Source organism: Mucilaginibacter sp. SG564 (assembly GCF_013149275.1).
In the GTDB taxonomy this organism is placed as follows: domain Bacteria; phylum Bacteroidota; class Bacteroidia; order Sphingobacteriales; family Sphingobacteriaceae; genus Mucilaginibacter.
The window spans coordinates 134,863-154,283 of record NZ_JABGNA010000009.1 but is presented as its reverse complement, the minus strand read 5'-3'; the positions used below and the strand labels follow the sequence as shown (position 1 = coordinate 154,283).

Below are 19,421 nucleotides of genomic sequence, written 5' to 3'. Positions count from 1 at the left end.
ATTGTTTGGAGCAATAACGCTTTCCATTTTAAATTTCAGCTTTTCTTTTTAGGCACTTTTGCACCTTCTTTACGTGCTTCGGATAAGCCAATAGCTACAGCCTGCTTTTTGCTGGTCACCTTTTTGCCGCTACCGCTTTTGAGTTTACCCTCTTTCATTTCGTGCATGGTTTTTTCAACTTTTTCACCTGCTTTTTCTGAGTACTTTGCCATAATTTTAGTTTTTAGATAGATAATTTAACTCGTGCAAAATATTTGCCAAATCTCATCTAGCCAAACAGCTATTCCGGTACAGAACATACATTTGATCGCTTCAGGTGTACAAAAAACTTAAAATGGCAAAATTGTCGGCAATTATTACTTAACTTCAAACATCCGGTAATCATTTATGTTACCCATCTGAAAAACACTGAAAAAGCAATTTAATTAATATGCCAGCAAAAAAACTGATCGCCCCTTTTTACGAACGACTTGCACTGATATTAATCGGTTTTTTCGCACTTGGTTATCTTGTTATTATTGGTAAAGATCTGCTTGATCCGATGATATTCGGATTTATTTTCGCGATCCTACTGTTACCTGTATCTAATTTTCTGGAAAAAAAATGCCGGCTGCCACGAAGCGCGTCGTCCTTATTATCCATATTACTGCTTATTGGTTTTGTTTACGGCATATTATACCTGGTTGGCTCACAAATATCAAAAGTAGCCAGCGACTGGCCTATGCTCAAGAAACAGGTAACACAATCATTGCAAGATTTGCAGCAGTGGGTAAATTCCGCCTTTCATATTGATACCGAAAAGCAAATGAGTTATGTGCACAGTACTGCAGATAAGATCATGGCATCAGGCGGCGACGTACTGGGTACAACTTTCGGAGCTATTTCATCGCTGATGCTTTTTTATGTGTTCATACTGATATTTACCTTTTTTATATTGCTCTACAGGCGCTTGCTACTACGTTTCATTATCTGGGTTTTCCGCGATGAAAATGAGCATATTGTAATGGATATAGTAGAAAATATTCAATCCATATTAAGACAATACATCCTGGGATTGCTTTTAGAAATGGTAATCGTAGCGGCCGTGGCCATCAGCGTTTTCCTGCTCATTGGCATTAAGTATGCTGCTTTGCTGGGTATAATTGTAGGCTTATTCAATATCATACCCTATATTGGCATTTTTACCGCGCTGCTACTTAGTGCCATTATCACCTTTGCTACAGGTAACATTAAGGACACCTTATTGGTGATGGGTAGCGTAATTGGCATACACGCTATTGATGCTAACTTCTTATTGCCTACCATTGTAGGTTCAAAAGTAAGGCTCAATGCTTTGATATCATTTATAGGGATCATTTTAGGCGAAATGATCTGGGGCCTGTCGGGCATGTTCCTGTCGATACCGGTTATAGCTATTTTCAAGATCATATTTGACCGTATCGAAAGCTTAAAGCCGTGGGGCTATCTTTTAGGTGGTGATTACGAATACAAAAAACCTGCTGCCGCCGAAATGAAAACAGAGTAACTCTATTTAACAGAAAGTTAATACCTTTTTGGAAGAAGCCGCTTTAAAATTTCGGCCTTTTGTTTTAGGTTTGTGCTGTATTAATCCCCCTAAGTAATGCAAATTGTTAATGCCCCGCCACGCCCTGTTTACAGATGTAAAAAGTGCAAAGAAGTTCTTGATATACGTCGTAAAAGGGATCCATTTATTAAAATATTTCTCTTTTGGCTTCCCATAAAAAAGTTCTTTTGTACACGCTGTCTCAAAGTCCGCTATATTTTTTAATTATCGCCCTGCTTAATGCCATGGGATCACTAATTTAGTGGCCACAATTGCGATAATCTGCAATCAAAAAACAAACTAAATATGCGCCTTAAGCAAGCATTACTGATAGTTACTTATATTCTGCTGCCTTTTATTGTGCTGGCACAACCCAAAAGCAAACCAGCTTTCAGACTGGTGCCCTTAGGTGTACTTGGCGGTATCGACGAAAGCAATCTTTCGGCCTATATGCTGGCCGCCACCGGCACTCAGCAATATATTTGTTTTGACGCTGGCACCTTACATTATGGTATCCAAAAAGCGGTGGCAAACAAAACATTCCAGGTACCTGGTGATAAGGTACTGAGACAATATATTAAAGGCTATTTTATATCACATGCTCACCTTGATCATATAGCCGGGCTCATCATCAATTCGCCCGAAGACAGCAGCAAAAACATTTATGGTCTTCAGGGTACCATTGAAACTATCAAAACTCATTATTTTACCTGGGCAAGCTGGGCCAACTTTGCAGATCAAGGCGAAACACCTGCTTTAAAAAAATATCGCTATAAGGTACTATATCCCGGCACCGAAACTCCTATCGAAAATACTCAGCTTAAAGTACAGGCCTTCCCGTTGAGTCACTCTAACTTAACCAGTACCGCCTTCCTGGTACAAAGTAATGATGATTACGTTTTGTATCTGGGTGATACCGGCGCCGATGCTATTGAAAAAAGCACCAACCTGCAAAACCTTTGGCAGGCTATCGCCCCACTCATAAAAACCAAAAAATTAAAAGCCGTCCTGATCGAGGTGTCTTTCCCTGATGAACAACCTGATAAAACACTTTTTGGTCATCTGACACCACATTGGTTCATGACCGAAATGGATAAGCTGGCCGCGCTTACAGGTCCGGCTGAGTTAAAAGGGTTAAATATCGTTGTTACACATCTTAAACCACCCGCCAACAGCATAACCCGGATCAAGGCCCAGCTTAAAACTGCCAATCAGTTACAGCTAAACCTGGTATACCCGGTACAGGGTAAAGCGCTTAATTTTTAGATAGTATTTGGCTAACGCTAAAAATTACCTAAATTTCCATCAACCAAAACTAAACCGCCTATCTATGAACACCATTCAGAAGTGCCTGCTGTTTTGCTGCATCCTATGGGTTAATGCCTCATTTGCACAGCCGCAGGGCAAAGTTATTGAGGAGCAAACCGTTAAAAGCAGTATTTTAAAACGCAGTGTAAAATATACTATCTATCTGCCGGCCGATTATGAAACAGCCAATCGCAGTTACCCTGTTGTTTATTTATTGCACGGCTATACCGATGACAATACCGGCTGGCTGCAGTTTGGCGAAATAAACCGTTATGCCGATAAAGCAATTGCCGAAGGCACTATTCCACCCATGGTTATTGTGATGCCCAATGCCGATTCAAGCTGGTATATCAACTCTTATGACGGCAAAGAAAAATATGAAGACTTTTTTATTAAAGAATTTATGCCGCAGATTGAAAAAGTTTACCACATTAAAGCCGATAAAAAATACCGGGGTGTAGCTGGTTTGTCAATGGGAGGATATGGCACACTTATTTATACCCTCAAATACCCTCAGTTATTTGCTGCCGGAGCGGCATTGAGCGCGGCCGTACTTCCGGATGATCAGATGGTGGGTATGCCTGATGAAAACTGGGACCATGTATTTGCACAGCTGTATGGGCGCGGGCTCAAAGGTAAAGATCGCTTGAATAAGGCCTGGCAGGCCAATTCAGTACTGGGCATGGTGCAGGATAAAACCACAGAGCAGCTAAGTAGCGTACGCTATTGGATTGATTGTGGTGATGATGATTTTTTAAGCAAAGGCAATAGCCTGCTGCATGTAGCTTTGATGGAGAAAAAAGTACCGCATGAGTTCAGGATTCGGGATGGCGCCCACAACTGGACCTACTGGCGTACAGGTATTACTGATGCGCTGGCATTTATAGGCGATAGTTTCAGACAGAAATAGAGCCCCCCAGCTCCCTGAAGGGGGAGCTTTTGATGTGCGGATAGGCAAATGACAACGTATATATCCAAATGAGAAACCGGCTTGATACTTGATACTCGCTGCTTGATACTAAACAGATACTAAAAATCTATGAAATTATACCTTAAGCTCTGCTTGCTTTTATTACTTTTAAGCACTGGCGCCTCATTTGCCCAGCATACAGGTAAAGTGATAGACGAGCAAAACATCAAAAGCGATATTTTAAACCATAATGTAAAATACGCTATTTATTTGCCCCCCGATTATGAAACATCAAACCGGACATACCCGGTGGTGTACCTGCTGCATGGTTATGGCGACGATCAAACCGGCTGGCTGCAGTTTGGCGAAATAAACCATTATGCCGACAAAGCTATTGCCGAAGGTAAAATTCCGCCCATGATTATTGTGATGCCCGATGCCCAGACCACCTATTATATTAACTCCTACGATGGGAAACAAAATTATGAGGATTTCTTTTTTAAGGAATTTATCCCCGATATTGAAAGAGAGTATCACATCAAAGCCGAAAAAAAATACCGCGGTGTAGCAGGTTTATCCATGGGTGGTTTTGGTACGCTGGTTTATAGCATTAAACACCCCGAAATGTTTTCGGCAGCAGCAGCCCTGAGTGCGGCGGTACGTAGTGATGAGGATCTGATAGCCATCCCGGATGCACGCTGGGCCGAAGTATATAGCAAAGTGATCGGCCCTGATCTGAAAGGTAAGGAACGCTTAAATACTACCTGGCAAAACTACTCAATACTGGGCCTGGTACAAAGTAAAACTACTGACGAACTAAAGACGGTTCGCTATTGGATAGACTGTGGCGACGACGATCCATTAAGCAAGGGCAACTCTCTACTTCACATTGCCCTGATGGAGAAGAAAGTCCCGCATGAATTCAGGATACGTGATGGCGGCCACAACTGGACCTACTGGCGCACCGGCATTACCGATGCCCTGGAATTCATAGGCGATAGCTTCAGGCAAAAGTAAGCTTGTAGATGTGCAGATTTTAAATATGCAAATGAGCTGCATTGAAATTATCTGCACATCTTTAATTTGCATATCTGCTTATCCGCACATTTGCACATCTTCATGGGCTCAGGATATCTACACAGCTCTTTTTTAGTTGGGCAAGTCGGGCGGGTAAGGTATCAATACCATGCTGATCTTTTATATTGCGGTAAAGCAGTTTGATCAGGTTTAGTGTTTCATCGTCCGGGTCGCAGGCCTGGGCTTTTTCCAGGTGAGGTAAGGCTTTTTTTACTTTGCTGATATAAGCTGCATCTACTACAACCTCATTAGCAGGCTTGCCCGAAATATCCTTAATATACAGAAAACCTAAGGCCCTGTGAGCTACATAGTAATTGGGTTCTGCTGCAACTACCCTATTATAATACATAATGGCATTGCCGCTTTGCTGATCACCTTCATAAACCTGTGCCATAAAGTTATAGAAACTGGTACGGATGCCGGGTTTCAGTTTGGCGGTATCGGGCAATATTTGCTCGCCAAGGGTCATGGCTTTTTCCATATTGGCATTCAGAAACGCTTCGTTAAAATCAACATAACGATCATATACTTCGTCAGCGGTTTGCGCATAAACCGTTCTGCCGGCTACGAGTATAAATAGAATAAAGATGGTTTTCCTGAGCATGATGATAAGATTGGCTAAATGTACTTAGCCAATCATATAAACGCAATAAGGTGCGCTTTAATTATGTTGGGAATTCTTCCATCTCTGGTATTCCGCTCTCATACAGTGTCCGCAAGGGCGATATCCCAGGCTACGCGCCTCTGCTTCCGAAGTAAAGAAAACCCGGTTCTCTGGTTTCATTCTTTTGCCCGATCCGCAGTTCATCGTACCATAAATTTTAAGCCGGGCATTGCCGCCAAACCAAATCTGTTTGGCATCGAGCAGTTGCTTGAGTTTTCTGCTACGGGTAAAAGCCTTATAGCCCAGTTCCAGATGCCTGATCATTTGGCGTCATGAAAAATAACCCCCATACTGCGACGTTTGCCTGCGATTACCTCGCCTACCCCGTGTTTCATGTTTACTTTATGATAGCCCATGCTGCCCTTGGCGGGACGGTAACTTGTTGTAAACAGCAGCATATCACCTTTACTCGGTTTGAGCACTATAGCGCGCGATTGTGCCCTGGGCTTTTGCTCCATCAGTATAAACTCACCGCCCTCATAATCCCGGCCGGGTTCATCCAATATAAAAACCAGCTGCATCGGAAAAAATACTTCGCCATACAGATCCTGGTGCATAGCATTATAGCCGCCCTGGGTATACTGCAATATCAGTGGTGTTGGTCTTAGCTGGTCATGCTCATGACAGTGCTGCAGCAACTCATCCAAAGTATCCGGGAAGCGTTGTTCTTTATTCAAATATTGCATCCAGCCATTGGCAATGGGCGCCAGTTGTGGATAAACGCTTTCCCGCAATTGCTGGATAAGCGCAGGCAAGGGATATTTAAAATACTTATACTCTCCCAATCCGTACTGATGATGCTCCATGATGATGGTTTTCCGGTACAGTTGATCATTAGTATACTCAGCGGTGAGATCATCGCATTCCTCCGCTGTTAATACATTTTTTACCAGCACATAACCTTTGCTATCCATCCCATTGGAAATGCCGGCCCAGTTCAGGCCGGCAATTCGTTCTTGAATACTCATATCTGTGCTATTATGCCTGGTTGTTAACTAAAGCGGCTTCCCAGCCAATGATAGCCGATTTGCGGGTTGGCCCCCAGTGATATCCACCCGATTCGCCGGTTGATTTGATAACGCGGTGACAAGGGATCAGGAAAGCAACCGGGTTGGCCCCTATCGCGCTGCCTACCGCCCTGCTGGCATTGGGTTGATGGATCTGCTTAGAGATATCGGAATAAGTGCTCAGATCACCCATAGGGATTTTTAGCAACGTTTCCCATACTTTAAGCTGAAAGCTGGTACCTTTCAAATGCAGCTTTATATTGGATAACTCCGACCAGTCCTTTTTAAAGATATGCAGTGCATCCTGCTGGGCCACATCCACAACTTGTGTATAGGACGCATTGGGAAATTGCTCCAGAAGCTTGTTAAAGGCGTCATCCCGGTCATCGGCAAAAGCCATATAACAAATACCTTTGGGAGTTGAGGCTACAATGATGTTACCAAAAGGACTTTCGGCAAAGCTGTAGTTGATATCCAGCTCCTTGCCGCCATTTTTGTACTCGGCGGGTGTCATGCCTTCAATATTGATAAATAGATCGTGCAGGCGGCCGGTGCCCGACAGGCCGGTTTCAAAAGCGGCATCAAACAAAGTTGCCTGTTTATCTTTCAGCAGGTTTTTGGCGTAATCCAAACTCAGGTACTGCAAAAATTTCTTAGGACTGATACCTGCCCAATCGGTAAATAAACGCTGAAAGTGGAAAGGACTTAAATGCACTTTTTCGGCTACATCATCCAGGTTGGGTTGATTTTTAAAGTTCAGCTTTATATAGTTGATCGCCTCGGCGATACGGTCGTAATTGATTTTTTCTTGTGTGTTCATCGTCTTGTTTATTAATTATTGATAAACAAATTTACCCCGATATCAACCCCTATAAAACCCGAAACTTGCGCAGTTTAGAGCGGCTACAAGCCCTTATACATCTTTACAATCGGCAGCATTTCGCCATCGGGCATGGGCTGTTCTATATGCTCTACAGGGCGATAACCCATCACCTCATAAAGCGGCACCCCTGGTAAAGTGGCTCCCAGCTGAAAACGGGTAAAGCCATTTTCAATAGCCGCGTTTTCGCATACCTGCATAATATGTTTGCCAATACCCTTCCGGGCCCAGTCGGGATGTACAAAAAAGGCCCGGATGCGGGCAGCATCTGTCACCGGATCAAGCAGCGGGTCTTCCACAGCTTTATGCTGATCGCCACCGTATAGTGTATTCCGTTTGCTCCAGCCGCCGCAACCCACTATGGTATCGCCAATCTGGGCCACATAATAAGTACCGTCAATGATGAGTTGTGTATCGATACCAAAAATATATTTAATGGCACTTTCTATCTGGTTTGGGGTATTATAAGCTGTACTCAATCCACGTACCGATGCCCCTATCAATTGCTGTAAAAAAGATATATCCTCAAAAGTAGCAAGGCGGGTAATAATAGTCATAGATGTATTCGTTTAATCAAATATCATTAATTCCTGACAATTGTTTGGAATGAGTGCAATTCAAATTTCGGCGTGGAGTCCATTCACCGATCTATGTTTTTTGATACACGTGTCATTGCGAGGTACGAAGCAATCCCGATAAGCAGAACCGCTCTGTATAGTATAGAGATTGCTTCGTACCTCGCAATGACGCGTGAGGAGAGCAGCAAGCAAAAGTGGGTTTACACGGTTTACACTTTTCATGGTTTACATTAAAAAAAACAACTGTCAATCAATTATTTAATTAAGTTATTTAGTCAAAAACTGGGTTTACATGTAAACCATGATTTATAACTTTTCAAAAGAGCGAGTGAGCTAAACATCACCAAATTCCTGACTCTGACTGGTTGCCTGTCTTTTGGTTACCAGCAAACCAAGGCTCAGTATAATACTGGTACCCAACACTACCACAAATAACAAACTGGCGCCAACCTGCGGGATGCGCAAATTGGCCGGCAGGTTATAATATAATAGTACATTGATCAATCCGCGGGGTACAATAAAAAGCTCGGGCATCAGGTCGGTTTTGGATACCAGTTTAATGTACAGGAAGCGTACTATGTAAATAGAAAGCAAAATGGCCCCGGCGCTCAGCAATACCGGCATATCGTTTAACTCGTGGATATTCATGGTATAGCCAAAAACGATAAAAAAGAAGGTACGCATCAAAAAAGCGCTCTCAGCCGAAAGCTGGTGCAATTGCTTAATATCATGCTTAAAGGCAGGGTAAATAAATGTTCGACGGAACCAGGAAAAATTGATCTGGTTGGCATTATTTAGGAACAAGCCTAAAGCCAGTACAATGATAAGTGCAGATAAATGGTATGACTGGCCGATAGAATAAACCAGGATCAATAATGATATGATCAGGAACGATTTAATATGATGTTTTAAGCGCCCGATAACATATAACAAGGCCAGACACGACAGGATAGCCACCAGGATAATACCCGTAAGCTCGCCACCCAGCTTGGCAAATGAACCTATATCTATCTTAGGATTCCGGACGATAAAATTAAACAGCACTACCGTAAGGATATCCGAAAACGAGGACTCATAAATAATAAATTCCTTTTTACTCTTGATGAGATTGGCTGCAGAAGGTATGGCGATAGACGAACTCACCACGCAATAAGGTATGGCATTCACAAAGCATTTGTAGATGCTTTCGCCGGTAAGGTAATAGATAATACCGGTGATGGCTACCGAACTCAATAACAACACACCCAATGCCGAAAAGAATGCCTTTTTGATAACCGCGTTTTTATCGCTGTTATACCGCAGCTCCAGGGCCCCTTCAAATACGATCAGTATCAAACCCAATGTACCCAGCGTGGGCAGGATGAGCGAGAAATTGAGCATTGGGATATTGAAGTATTCTACCACCTGTTTCAGCCCAATGCCCAGCAGTAGCAATAAAATAACCGATGGGATCTTTGTTTTACCGGCCAGCAGATCAAACAGGTAGGAAAATATGACCAGTCCGCTAAGTATAATAAGGGTTGTGTATGTAGTCAAATTGGGGGGTGCTTTAATGTTTGTCCGTAAATGAGCCTAACATACGAAATTCAGGTATTGTTTTGGATATGGCTTGTTTATGGATCCGCCAAATAGGTTTATTACCTATTGATGTTATTTCGGCTGATTTATTCTTGTTTCGCCTAAAAATATATTTTAACGGGTAAAGTTTGTCGTGCTTTACACGTTTTAAAACGCTATAACTTCAGGCATGGTTTACATGCAAAATATGATCCTCATTTTTTGAGAAGAATGTGAGCTTTGTCCAAAATGGCTGAGCTTTCTTATCCGTTGGGAACCAATTCCGGTTTGGATCAACCAATATAAACAGACCGCCCTCATCTCCCAAGGCCATAAAATTATCCTGTTTGGGTTGTTTGGCATAATAATCCAAACCGTATCTGGCTATAAGATCATCAGCACAAGCTTGCACATTTGAGGTCACTATACCAATTTCGCTTACGTGCAGAATGGAATCACCGCTAAACGGAGCCTCGGATTGGTTTAGAAGATCGTACCTGCATATCAATTCCAGCAGGTTCTCATTGTTATCATAAAAATAAAATGACCGAGCGTTCCAAAGTTTAATGTCCGAAAGGTAAGTATCAGCAATAACCGGGAGTATGGTTACTTTTTCCTTTATCCATGCCAAAGCTTCTTCGAGTTTATTGGTGGGGATATCGAATGCCAGATGATAATTGGGATTTACGCTTTCTTTTGAATGTATAAAAGTGACCCTGGTTTTGCCTATTAAAAATGAAAGCTCGTTTTCTGTTTTCCGGTTAGTTTTAATATCGAGTACATGATTGTAAAATTGCTCTGTTACCGGCAGGTTATTCGTCAGCAAATGAATTTCCTTAATTTTCATAGTAGTAGTAGTATAGGGTGATGTGATACCGCTAATTTAGAAATTACTTGATGCTTGAAGTATTACAAGTAAAAACATGGGAATAGAATGATAAAGTAGTTCAATTATTTTCGTTCCCTCAGGGTCTCCTGAAAGGGGCCCTGAGGTTCATCGTATGGTAATTCAAAACGCAGGGCCCGCTGCGAGAAACCCTGCGGAGACGAAAAATTTAGGTATTGTTTTGAAGAGGCAGATCTCGTTGCGCCACAGCTCTCCATTTTGAAAAATATAACCAACTGTTTCCTGCAAACATAATAACAGAACTTAATACCCACAGCCAGTAACCTAATTTGTAACTGATGATCTGACCATAACTTCCAGCTTCATTTACCATGATTTTTGAAAATGACAGGAAGAAAAGCGCGGTAGCAACCGCTAAAAAACTCATTAGTAAAGAAAACTCAGGACTTTTTTTAGCCAATATCCATGAAGCTAATAAGAACGGATTTGCAAGCCATGTAATGCCTGCACCACCAAGTAAAAGACCTATTGCACCCGAAAAAACTGCCGCGATCGAATATCCACAACTATCGGTTGTACAATAACATTGTTGAGTTAATGAAATAAGAAAAGTCACAATACTTGTAGTAAGAATTATATCCCGGGGATTGAATTGCTTTAACTTTTTCATCAGAACTAAGATATATCTTTCCTCCAACAAAAAAGAGCCGCCCTTTCAGGCAGCTCCTCAACACTACTATTTGAATTAAAGCTTTTTGTCGGTCTTGATCACTACGTGGGTGATTAGCGATTGCCGGTGCACCTCACGTTGGGCATGCTGACTGCCAGCATCCGAGTGATTGAGATGTGGCGCGATCACCAATGAAACGATCGACATCAGTTTGATGAGGATGTTCATTGACGGGCCTGAGGTATCTTTAAACGGATCGCCCACGGTATCACCGGTTACGGATGCTTTGTGTGGCTCCGATTTTTTGTAGTGGATCTCGCCATTGATCTCCACGCCTTTCTCAAATGATTTTTTGGCGTTATCCCATGCACCACCCGCATTACTCTGGAAAATACCCATCAGCACACCTGATACGGTAACACCTGCCAGTAAGCCCCCCAAAACTTCGGGGCCAAAAGCAAAGCCAATGATAATAGGCGTGATCAGGGCGATCAAACCGGGAGCAACCATCTCGCGGATAGAAGCTTTGGTTGATATAGCCACGCATTTTTCATACTCGGGTTTGGCTTTATATTCCATAATACCCGGTATTTCGCGAAACTGGCGTCTTACTTCTTCCACCATGGCCATAGCCGCCCGACCTACTGCAGAAATACATAAAGCCGAGAAGATGAAGGGGATCATCCCACCCACAAACAAACCAGCCAAAACATCGGCTTTGTAAATATCAATATGCTCGATACCGGCCACACCCACAAAGGCCGCGAACAAGGCCAGTGAGGTTAACGCGGCCGAAGCAATGGCAAATCCCTTACCTGTAGCAGCGGTAGTGTTACCTACGGCATCCAGGTTATCTGTACGGTGACGTACTTCTTCGGGCAGTCGGCTCATTTCGGCAATACCACCGGCATTATCGGCAATAGGGCCAAAAGCGTCGATAGCCAATTGCATAGCTGTAGTAGCCATCATACCCGCGGCAGCAATCGACACACCGTATAAACCTGCAAAATGGTATGAGCCGTAAATACCTGATGCCAGTACCAAAATAGGCAATACTGTTGATTCCATACCTACAGCCAAACCACCGATGATGTTGGTAGCATGCCCGGTTGATGACTGGCGGATAATGCTAAGTACCGGGCGCTTGCCCATAGCGGTATAATATTCGGTGATAATGGACATTAAGGTACCAACAATAAGGCCCACAACTATCGACAGGAAAACCCCGTCTTTAGTAAATATTAACGAACCGGCTTTGATAGAACCATTAGCCTCATCGCGCGACATATGGAACTCACCAGCAGGCAACATCCATTGTACCACAAAATACGTGGCAATAGCAGTTAAAACGATAGACGCCCAGTTACCAATATTAAGTGCTTTTTGAACGCTATCGGTCTCGTTTTTGATTTTCACAAAGGCTGCACCTACAATAGAAAATATCAAACCTAAGCCAGCTATCACCATGGGTAATAATACCGGGGCAATACCACCAAAAGCATCATGCGATACAATTTCGCGTCCCAGTACCATAGTAGCCAGCATAGTAGCCACGTATGATCCAAACAAATCGGCGCCCATACCGGCCACGTCACCCACATTATCGCCTACGTTATCGGCAATAGTGGCCGGGTTACGTACGTCATCCTCGGGGATGCCCGCTTCCACTTTACCAACCAGGTCGGCACCTACGTCGGCTGCTTTGGTATAAATACCACCACCCACGCGGGCAAATAATGCTATCGATTCGGCCCCCAGCGAGAAGCCCGCTAAAACATCAAGCGCTTTGGCCATGGCTTCGCTGTTTACATCAAGTCCATGGCTTTTAACATACATGGTATAAAAAACAATAAATAATGATCCTAAACCAATAATGGCTAAACCGGCAACCCCTAATCCCATTACCGTACCACCGGTAAAGGAAACTTTTAAGGCTTTGGCCAAACTGCTACGCGCGGCCTGTGTGGTGCGCACGTTGGCTTTGGTAGCTATACGCATACCCAGGAAACCTGCGAATGCTGATAAAAACGCGCCAATTAAAAACGATATGGCAATAACCGGGCTTGATGTAGCCACTGTGGTGCCCGACCAGGCGAGTAAAATGCCCGCTATAAGTACAAACCCGCTCAGTATTTTCCACTCCGCACGTAAAAAAGCCATTGCCCCATCAGCAATATAGCCTGCCAGTTGGGCCATGTCGCCGTCGCCAGCATCTTGTTTGGTAACCCAGGCAGCTTTAATCGCCATCGCGAGAATGCCTATAAGGCCTATTACCGGAATTAAGTAGATCAAGTAGTTGTTCAAAAAATCCATGTTCACAAATTTGGTTTAGTAATGGTTTAGTAAATGGTAGTCAGAAGCCAGGTATTGCCGAACAGGAAGCACCGATAATTTCAGAACGGATATTTTGCGGTGTATCAAAAATCTTTATATTTGATAACCGATCCTCGTTCTAAAAATCCCTGCCTCAAAAATTCGTAATCCTTAGCCTCTATTAATTGGTGGATGCAAAATAGTAATTTTATTTTCTTTACAAAGAGCCTGCTTATTATAAAGTTTTTTAAATAGTTTAGGCCTTTAAACCCCTTTGAATAACACATGACAAAAAAAACTGATCAACCAAAAATGAAACACGAACTGAGCCTGCTCGACGGCACCATGCTGGTGGCGGGCTCCATGATAGGTTCGGGTATTTTCATTGTAAGTGCTGACATTATCCGCAACGTAGGCTCATCTGGCTGGCTAATAGCCATTTGGGTACTCACCGGCTTTATGACCCTCACCGCCGCCTTGAGCTATGGCGAACTCAGCGGCATGTTCCCCAAAGCCGGCGGACAATACGTTTACCTGAAAGAAGCTTATAACAAATTCATTGCTTTTTTATATGGCTGGAGCTTTTTCGCGGTGATACAAACCGGCACCATAGCCGCTGTGGGTGTAGCTTTCTCTAAATTTACTGCTTATTTAATACCCGCTTTTAGTGAAGATAATATCCTGCTGAATTTGGGTTTCATGAAAATCAGCGCGGCCCAGGTAGTATCCATCGTACTGATCATATTTTTAACTTTTATCAATACCAGAGGCGTAAAAGGCGGAAAGCTGATCCAAAACACATTTACGTTAACCAAACTGCTAAGTCTTTTTGGATTGATCGGTTTTGGTTTTTTAGCCTTAAAAGGCGACATATGGCATGCCAACTGGAGCAATGCCTGGGATATTCACAACTTGAGTAAAGACGGTAGCATTACCGCTTTAACCATAGGCGGAGCATTGGGCGCTATCGCGGCAGCCATGGTAGGTTCTATATTCAGTAGCGATGCCTGGAACAACGTAACCTTTATTGCCGGTGAAATGAAGAACCCCAAACGCGATGTGGCGCTGAGTTTGGGGCTGGGCACCTTAATTGTAACCATTATTTATGTATCGGCCAACGTGGTGTATACAGGAGTGCTGCCTTTGCATGATATTGCCAATGCCGAAAAAGACCGTGTTGCAGTGGCAGCCTCGCATGTGATATTTGGTAATATCGGCACCTATGTTATCGCGGTGATGATCATGATATCAACCTTTGGTTGTAATAACGGATTGATCCTTTCTGGTGCAAGGGTATATTATTCCATGGCCAAAGATGGTCTTTTCTTTAAACGTACCGGCGATCTGAATAAATTTGGGGTTCCGCAATTCGGCTTATGGATACAGTGTGTGGTGGCTTCTATACTATGTTTAAGTGGGCGTTACGGCGATCTGCTGGATATGATATCCTTTGTGGTAGTGATATTTTATATGCTTACCATCATCGGTATTTTTATTTTACGCGCTAAACACCCTAATGCCGAACGCCCTTACAAAGCCTTTGGTTACCCTATTTTACCTGCTATTTATATTTTAATGGGACTGGCATTTTGTATATTGCTCATTATATATAAACCGCAATTTACCTGGCCAGGCTTAATTATTGTACTGATAGGTATCCCGATATATTTTATATCGCAGCGGAACGTTAAACATCATGATGAAACGGTTACTGGCAGTTAGTTTATTTTTAATAAGCGGGCAGCTTTATGCCCAGGATCTTCAGCAGAAATTATCGAATGCCTTTGGCAGGCTGCAAACCGATAGTCAGTGCAGCTATGCATCATTATCACTAACAGTACTGGATGCCAAAACAGGCGAACAAATATTTGCCGCCAACCCCAATATGGGGTTGGCTACGGCATCAACCCTAAAAACTATTACCAGCATAACGGCCTTCAATATTTTGGGGGCCGATTTTAAATACCAGACCCAACTGGGCTACGCCGGTGAAATTGCTACTGATGGCACGCTCAATGGCGATGTGATCATCAAAGGCGCGGGGGACCCTACCCTGGGCAGCTGGCGGTATGAACAAACCAAAGAGGCTCATGTATTAACCCTGATGACCGATGCTTTACAAAAAGCAGGTATCAAAAAAATCAATGGTCGTATTATTGGCGATGATAGTATTTTCGGTACGCAATCTATCCCCGAAGGGTGGATATGGCAGGATGTGGGCAACTACTATGGCGCGGGCACATCGGGCCTGTGCTGGCGCGAGAACCAGTTTGATATCAAATTGCGAACCGGTGTGGTAGGTAACCCGGTTGGTATATCCCGTACCGTTCCCAACATCCCATACCTTACTTTTAAAAGCGAGTTGATCAATGGCGAATCAGGCTCCGGCGATAATGCCTATGCCTTTTTGCCCGTTGGCAGTTCGGTGATGTATTTGCGAGGTAGTTATGCTATTGATAAGGAGAAAAAGAGTATATCCGCAGCCCTCCCCGATCCGGCTTATGATGCTGCGCTGCGTTTATCAGATACCTTAAAAAAATTAGGCGTTTTAGTAACTGGTAATCCAGAATCGGCGACTACTTTAGCGGCTAAGGATCTGAAATTGCCGCTCATCGCCAAAAACTTAACTACTATATCGTCACCGCCATTGAGCCGCATTGTTTACTGGCTCAACCAAAAAAGTATCAACCTGTATGCCGAGCAGCTGCTCAAAACCATTGCCTGGAAACAGGGCCGCAAACCTACATCGGCCAACGGAGTTGAAGAAGTTCAAAAATTCTGGAAAACCCGCGGTATCGACCCGAACAGCATCAATACCTACGATGGCAGCGGCCTGTCGCCAGGCGACAGGGTAACTACCTTAACGCTGGCCAAAATATTGCAATCGGCCAAAAAAGAAAGCTGGTTTGCCGATTTGTATGAGAGCCTGCCGGTTTATAACGACATGAAAATGAAAAGCGGCAGCATCAACAGCGTGCTTTGCTACGCTGGTTATCAAACCCATAATGGCCGCGAGCTGTGCTTCTCTATCATGGTGAACAACTTTAACGGATCAAGCAGGGGCATCAAAGAAAAGATGTTCCGGGTGCTGGATGTGCTGAAGTAGAGCCCCCCAGCCCCCTAAAGGGGGAGCTTTTTGATTTGCCGTTTTTATATTCTAAATTTAGGATAACCAAATTTGTAAACCTTGAGAGTATTAACCTTAACCCCACGTAAACCGATCATTTATCTGCCCGGGGTGATCAGCCTGGTGTTGCTGCCTGTGTTTTGTTTGGTGTTTTTGTTTCAACATAAGGCATTTGTACATCTGGGCTATATTGATGTTGCCATGTATGAATCTGGATGGGATGCAAAAAAAATCTCCGAAACATACCATGCCCAATTCCCTCCTGTTCGGAATTATGTAGATATCAACCTGGATGGTAATGATGCCGCCGTTAAAAGCCGTTTAGATTTTGCACGGTTAGAAATAAGGGAAATACTCCAATCAAAGGATACTCATAAAGGGGTCAGGTTTCATTTTGGAAAAACCAGCAAATACTGGTCATATGTACAGGCACATAATTTATGCCAGATAGAAGGTGTTCTGGCCTATACCCCGTATCAGGATGATATATATGCAGGTTATGTAGCTCCTCAAAAGGATAGTAAATCTTATGCAATGCCGTGTGGAGGTATTAGATATACTTATGTTGAAATTAAAACCGATCAAAAAATATGGGAGGAACAGGTGCAAATAATCAAGAAATTTTATGCGCCTGCTTTACTATTTGCAATGATGGCGTTTTTTACTGTAAAAAGATCGAGCTTCATTTTTAAACGAATATGAAAAAACTAAGCATAGCTATCATCCTAATAGCATCCACCCTCTTCGCCTGCAAGCCTAAAACCAATCCTGCCGATGAGGTTAAAAGCATCCGTTTTAAATTTACCGAGCTGGGGCGCGAAACACAATTCAGGATAACCTGCGATAAGTTTGATTATTACTTTCCGGAAAGCAAGGTTAAAAATTTCACGCAAAAAGCAGGTATCGACAGTGTGATGCAGTTATTAACCGATATGAAAAGGACAGATGATGGTTATCAGCCCGATGTTCGCGGAAAGATTTATCTTACCCACCCCAACAACACCGTCGATACCCTTTGCGTAGGTGTAAAAGTACTCACCTATAAAAGCGGCACTTACGAAACACCGCAGGCTTTGCTGGCGCTGATACAGAAATAAAAATCAAATATGTCATTGCGAGCGCAGCGTGGCAATCTCCTCGCGTTTATATCAACGAGGAGATTGCTTCGTCGTTCCTTCTCGCAATGACACGTATGGGAATTTTTAAGCGTAAGTAACGTTTAAAGTAATAGGTACGCTCAGTGCTTTTGAAATAATGCAATTGGCTTTGGCGCCTTCGGCAATTTGTTTAAAGGTTGCCTCATCAACACCGTCAATAACAGAGCCTTTTAGTTCCAGGTGAATGTTCGTAACTGCCAAACCAACCATATCCAGATCCAATATGGCATCGGTGGTCAAATCATTGGGCGTAAAACCAGCTTGGGTTAAGGCAGCGCCAACGGCCATGGTAAAACAGCCTGCGTGTGCTGCAGCAAGCAACTCTTCGGGGTTAGTACCGATACCATCGGCAAAACGGGTTTTAAATGAATATTGGGTTTTGTTTAGCACGGTGCTCTGGGTGGTAATCTCTCCCTGACCTGCTTGTAATGTGCCGTTCCAATGGGCGTTTGCTGTACGTTTCATAGTTGTTGTTTAAATGATGTTTTTTGTGTTGGTTAGTACCAAAGTTAGCAGTTCAAAACAAGTGTATGCTCTTTTTGTCTGTTCTTTTTATCTTTTTTCTAAAGACGGCCATTTGGCACGTTCATATTGTACCGGCCATTTTACTTCGTGCCCTAATTCATGCGCGGCACGTAACGGAAAATGCGGATCGCGCAGCATTTCGCGGGCCAGGAATATGAGGTCGGCCTCTCCTTCCTGTATAATTTCATCGGCCTGGTAAGCGGTAGTTATTAGTCCTACCGCCCCTGTAAGTATACTACTTTCCTTTTTAATTTTCTCGGCAAATTCTACCTGGTAACCTGGTTTTAAGGGAATCCTGGCACCCACCACGTTACCGCCGCTTGAGCAATCAATCAGGTCAACTCCTTTATCTTTCAATATTTTGGCCAAGGCTACGGAGTCATCGGCCGTCCAGCCCCCTTCCGTCCATTCTGTTGATGATAGCCGTACAAACAAAGGGTTTTCTTCGGGCCAAACCTCCTTAACGGTTTCCACCACCTCAAGCAGCAAACGGATACGGTTGTCAAATGACCCGCCATATTCATCTGTACGTTGATTACTGATAGGCGATAAAAACTGATGTATCAGGTAGCCGTGTGCACCATGCAGTTCAATTAACTTAAAACCTGAAGCTAAAGCCCTTTTGGTGGCCGCTTTAAAATCGGCCTTTATTTTTTCAATGCCTGTTTTATCCAGTGCAAGCGGCGCCTCTTCACCTTCGGCAAAGGGGATGGCGCTTGGAGCTAATGTTTGCCAGCCTTTGGGCTGGGTTGAAGGGATTTGTTTACCCCCGTTCCAGGGCTCCACATGACTGGCTTTGCGCCCGGCATGGGCCAGTTGTATGCCGGCAATAGCTCCGTTGGCATGTATAAAGTCGGTAATGCGTTTTAGTTTTTCGATATGCTCATCACGATAAATACCCAGGTCGGCAAAAGTAATACGACCTTCGGCCGAAACTGCGGCGGCCTCGGTAATGATGAGCCCGGCGCCACCAATGGCCCGGCTGCCCAGGTGAATGAGGTGCCAGTCGTTGGCAAAACCATCCTCGGCAGAGTATTCGCACATAGGCGATACCACAATACGGTTCTTTAATTCGACGTTTTTTATTCTTAGGGGAGAAAACAGATGAGCCATAGTTAATCTTTTAGGCAAATATGGTAACTAACAGCATTAAAGCGCTCACTGTTTTGTAAAATACACGATAGGTAAGCTAAAAGCTTAAAGCCGAAGGCTCAAAACTTTTTTATGATCGTGTGCG

General features: G+C 43.6%; 20 protein-coding genes. 8 read left to right on the top strand and 12 right to left on the bottom strand.

Going from position 1 to position 19,421, the window contains the following annotated elements:
• Window positions 1-35: 35 nt before the first annotated feature.
• Window positions 36-212 (bottom strand): DUF6496 domain-containing protein, encoded by a 177-nt coding sequence (locus tag FHW89_RS21210; protein ID WP_167516215.1) that lies wholly within the window; start codon window positions 210-212, stop codon window positions 36-38.
• Window positions 213-430: 218 nt separating this feature from the next.
• Between FHW89_RS21210 and FHW89_RS21205 the strand changes: the two genes are divergently transcribed.
• From FHW89_RS21205 to FHW89_RS21190, 4 genes are all read left to right on the top strand, one after another.
• On the top strand, window positions 431-1,525 hold the full coding sequence (locus FHW89_RS21205; protein WP_172337051.1) for an AI-2E family transporter: 1,095 nt from the start codon (window positions 431-433) through the stop codon (window positions 1,523-1,525).
• A gap of 345 nt (window positions 1,526-1,870) precedes the next feature.
• Window positions 1,871-2,830 (top strand): MBL fold metallo-hydrolase, encoded by a 960-nt coding sequence (locus FHW89_RS21200; protein WP_172337050.1) that lies wholly within the window; start codon window positions 1,871-1,873, stop codon window positions 2,828-2,830.
• A 64-nt stretch (window positions 2,831-2,894) separates the two neighbouring features.
• Window positions 2,895-3,782, top strand: a complete 888-nt coding sequence (locus FHW89_RS21195) for an esterase family protein (RefSeq protein WP_172337049.1) — start codon at window positions 2,895-2,897, stop codon at window positions 3,780-3,782.
• Between the two features lie 129 nt (window positions 3,783-3,911).
• Window positions 3,912-4,799 carry an esterase family protein gene (locus FHW89_RS21190; protein ID WP_172337048.1) on the top strand — a complete coding sequence of 296 codons (888 nt, stop codon included), beginning with the start codon at window positions 3,912-3,914 and terminating at the stop codon, window positions 4,797-4,799.
• Window positions 4,800-4,899: 100 nt separating this feature from the next.
• On the opposite strand, the gene FHW89_RS21185 is transcribed toward FHW89_RS21190, so the two are convergent.
• The 9 genes from FHW89_RS21185 to FHW89_RS21145 form a co-directional block, all read right to left on the bottom strand.
• A complete protein-coding gene (locus tag FHW89_RS21185) occupies window positions 4,900-5,463 on the bottom strand; it encodes a hypothetical protein (RefSeq protein ID WP_172337047.1) in 564 nt (187 codons plus the stop codon).
• A gap of 57 nt (window positions 5,464-5,520) precedes the next feature.
• Window positions 5,521-5,787, bottom strand: coding sequence for an Ada metal-binding domain-containing protein (locus FHW89_RS21180; protein WP_172337046.1), 267 nt, complete (start codon window positions 5,785-5,787; stop codon window positions 5,521-5,523).
• Window positions 5,784-6,491 carry a 2OG-Fe(II) oxygenase gene (locus FHW89_RS21175; protein ID WP_172337045.1) on the bottom strand — a complete coding sequence of 236 codons (708 nt, stop codon included), beginning with the start codon at window positions 6,489-6,491 and terminating at the stop codon, window positions 5,784-5,786. Before FHW89_RS21175 ends, FHW89_RS21180 begins: the two co-directional genes overlap by 4 nt.
• A gap of 10 nt (window positions 6,492-6,501) precedes the next feature.
• Window positions 6,502-7,350: a methylated-DNA--[protein]-cysteine S-methyltransferase gene (locus tag FHW89_RS21170; RefSeq protein ID WP_172337044.1), complete on the bottom strand. Its 849-nt coding sequence runs from the start codon at window positions 7,348-7,350 to the stop codon at window positions 6,502-6,504.
• A gap of 83 nt (window positions 7,351-7,433) precedes the next feature.
• A complete protein-coding gene (locus FHW89_RS21165) occupies window positions 7,434-7,967 on the bottom strand; it encodes a GNAT family N-acetyltransferase (RefSeq protein WP_172337043.1) in 534 nt (177 codons plus the stop codon).
• A 354-nt stretch (window positions 7,968-8,321) separates the two neighbouring features.
• Window positions 8,322-9,524: a cation:proton antiporter gene (locus FHW89_RS21160; protein WP_172337042.1), complete on the bottom strand. Its 1,203-nt coding sequence runs from the start codon at window positions 9,522-9,524 to the stop codon at window positions 8,322-8,324.
• A 205-nt stretch (window positions 9,525-9,729) separates the two neighbouring features.
• Window positions 9,730-10,392, bottom strand: coding sequence for a VOC family protein (locus tag FHW89_RS21155; protein ID WP_172337041.1), 663 nt, complete (start codon window positions 10,390-10,392; stop codon window positions 9,730-9,732).
• Window positions 10,393-10,600: 208 nt separating this feature from the next.
• Entirely contained in the window at window positions 10,601-11,062 is a 462-nt protein-coding gene (locus FHW89_RS21150; RefSeq protein WP_172337040.1) for a hypothetical protein, read from the bottom strand.
• Window positions 11,063-11,137: 75 nt separating this feature from the next.
• Window positions 11,138-13,375: a sodium-translocating pyrophosphatase gene (locus tag FHW89_RS21145; RefSeq protein ID WP_172337039.1), complete on the bottom strand. Its 2,238-nt coding sequence runs from the start codon at window positions 13,373-13,375 to the stop codon at window positions 11,138-11,140.
• 312 nt (window positions 13,376-13,687) lie between these two features.
• On the opposite strand from FHW89_RS21145, the gene FHW89_RS21140 reads away from it, so the two are divergent.
• The 4 genes from FHW89_RS21140 to FHW89_RS21125 all read left to right on the top strand — a co-directional run bounded on the left by FHW89_RS21140 (window position 13,688) and on the right by FHW89_RS21125 (window position 17,599).
• Window positions 13,688-15,097, top strand: a complete 1,410-nt coding sequence (locus FHW89_RS21140; protein ID WP_216650648.1) for an APC family permease — start codon at window positions 13,688-13,690, stop codon at window positions 15,095-15,097.
• Window positions 15,072-16,481, top strand: a complete 1,410-nt coding sequence (gene dacB / locus FHW89_RS21135; RefSeq protein ID WP_253952284.1) for a D-alanyl-D-alanine carboxypeptidase/D-alanyl-D-alanine-endopeptidase — start codon at window positions 15,072-15,074, stop codon at window positions 16,479-16,481. The genes FHW89_RS21140 and dacB overlap by 26 nt, the downstream gene beginning before the upstream one ends.
• Before the next feature lie 81 nt (window positions 16,482-16,562).
• On the top strand, window positions 16,563-17,204 hold the full coding sequence (locus FHW89_RS21130; protein ID WP_172337037.1) for a hypothetical protein: 642 nt from the start codon (window positions 16,563-16,565) through the stop codon (window positions 17,202-17,204).
• The gene (locus FHW89_RS21125) at window positions 17,201-17,599 is read left to right on the top strand and encodes a hypothetical protein (protein WP_172337036.1); all 399 of its coding nucleotides are present in this window, start codon (window positions 17,201-17,203) and stop codon (window positions 17,597-17,599) included. Before FHW89_RS21130 ends, FHW89_RS21125 begins: the two co-directional genes overlap by 4 nt.
• A gap of 105 nt (window positions 17,600-17,704) precedes the next feature.
• Here the strand turns inward: FHW89_RS21125 and FHW89_RS21120 are convergent, their stop codons facing one another.
• Window positions 17,705-18,124 (bottom strand): OsmC family protein, encoded by a 420-nt coding sequence (locus FHW89_RS21120; protein ID WP_172337035.1) that lies wholly within the window; start codon window positions 18,122-18,124, stop codon window positions 17,705-17,707.
• Between the two features lie 87 nt (window positions 18,125-18,211).
• Window positions 18,212-19,297 (bottom strand): NADPH dehydrogenase NamA, encoded by a 1,086-nt coding sequence (gene namA / locus FHW89_RS21115; protein WP_172337034.1) that lies wholly within the window; start codon window positions 19,295-19,297, stop codon window positions 18,212-18,214.
• Window positions 19,298-19,421: the final 124 nt, after the last annotated feature.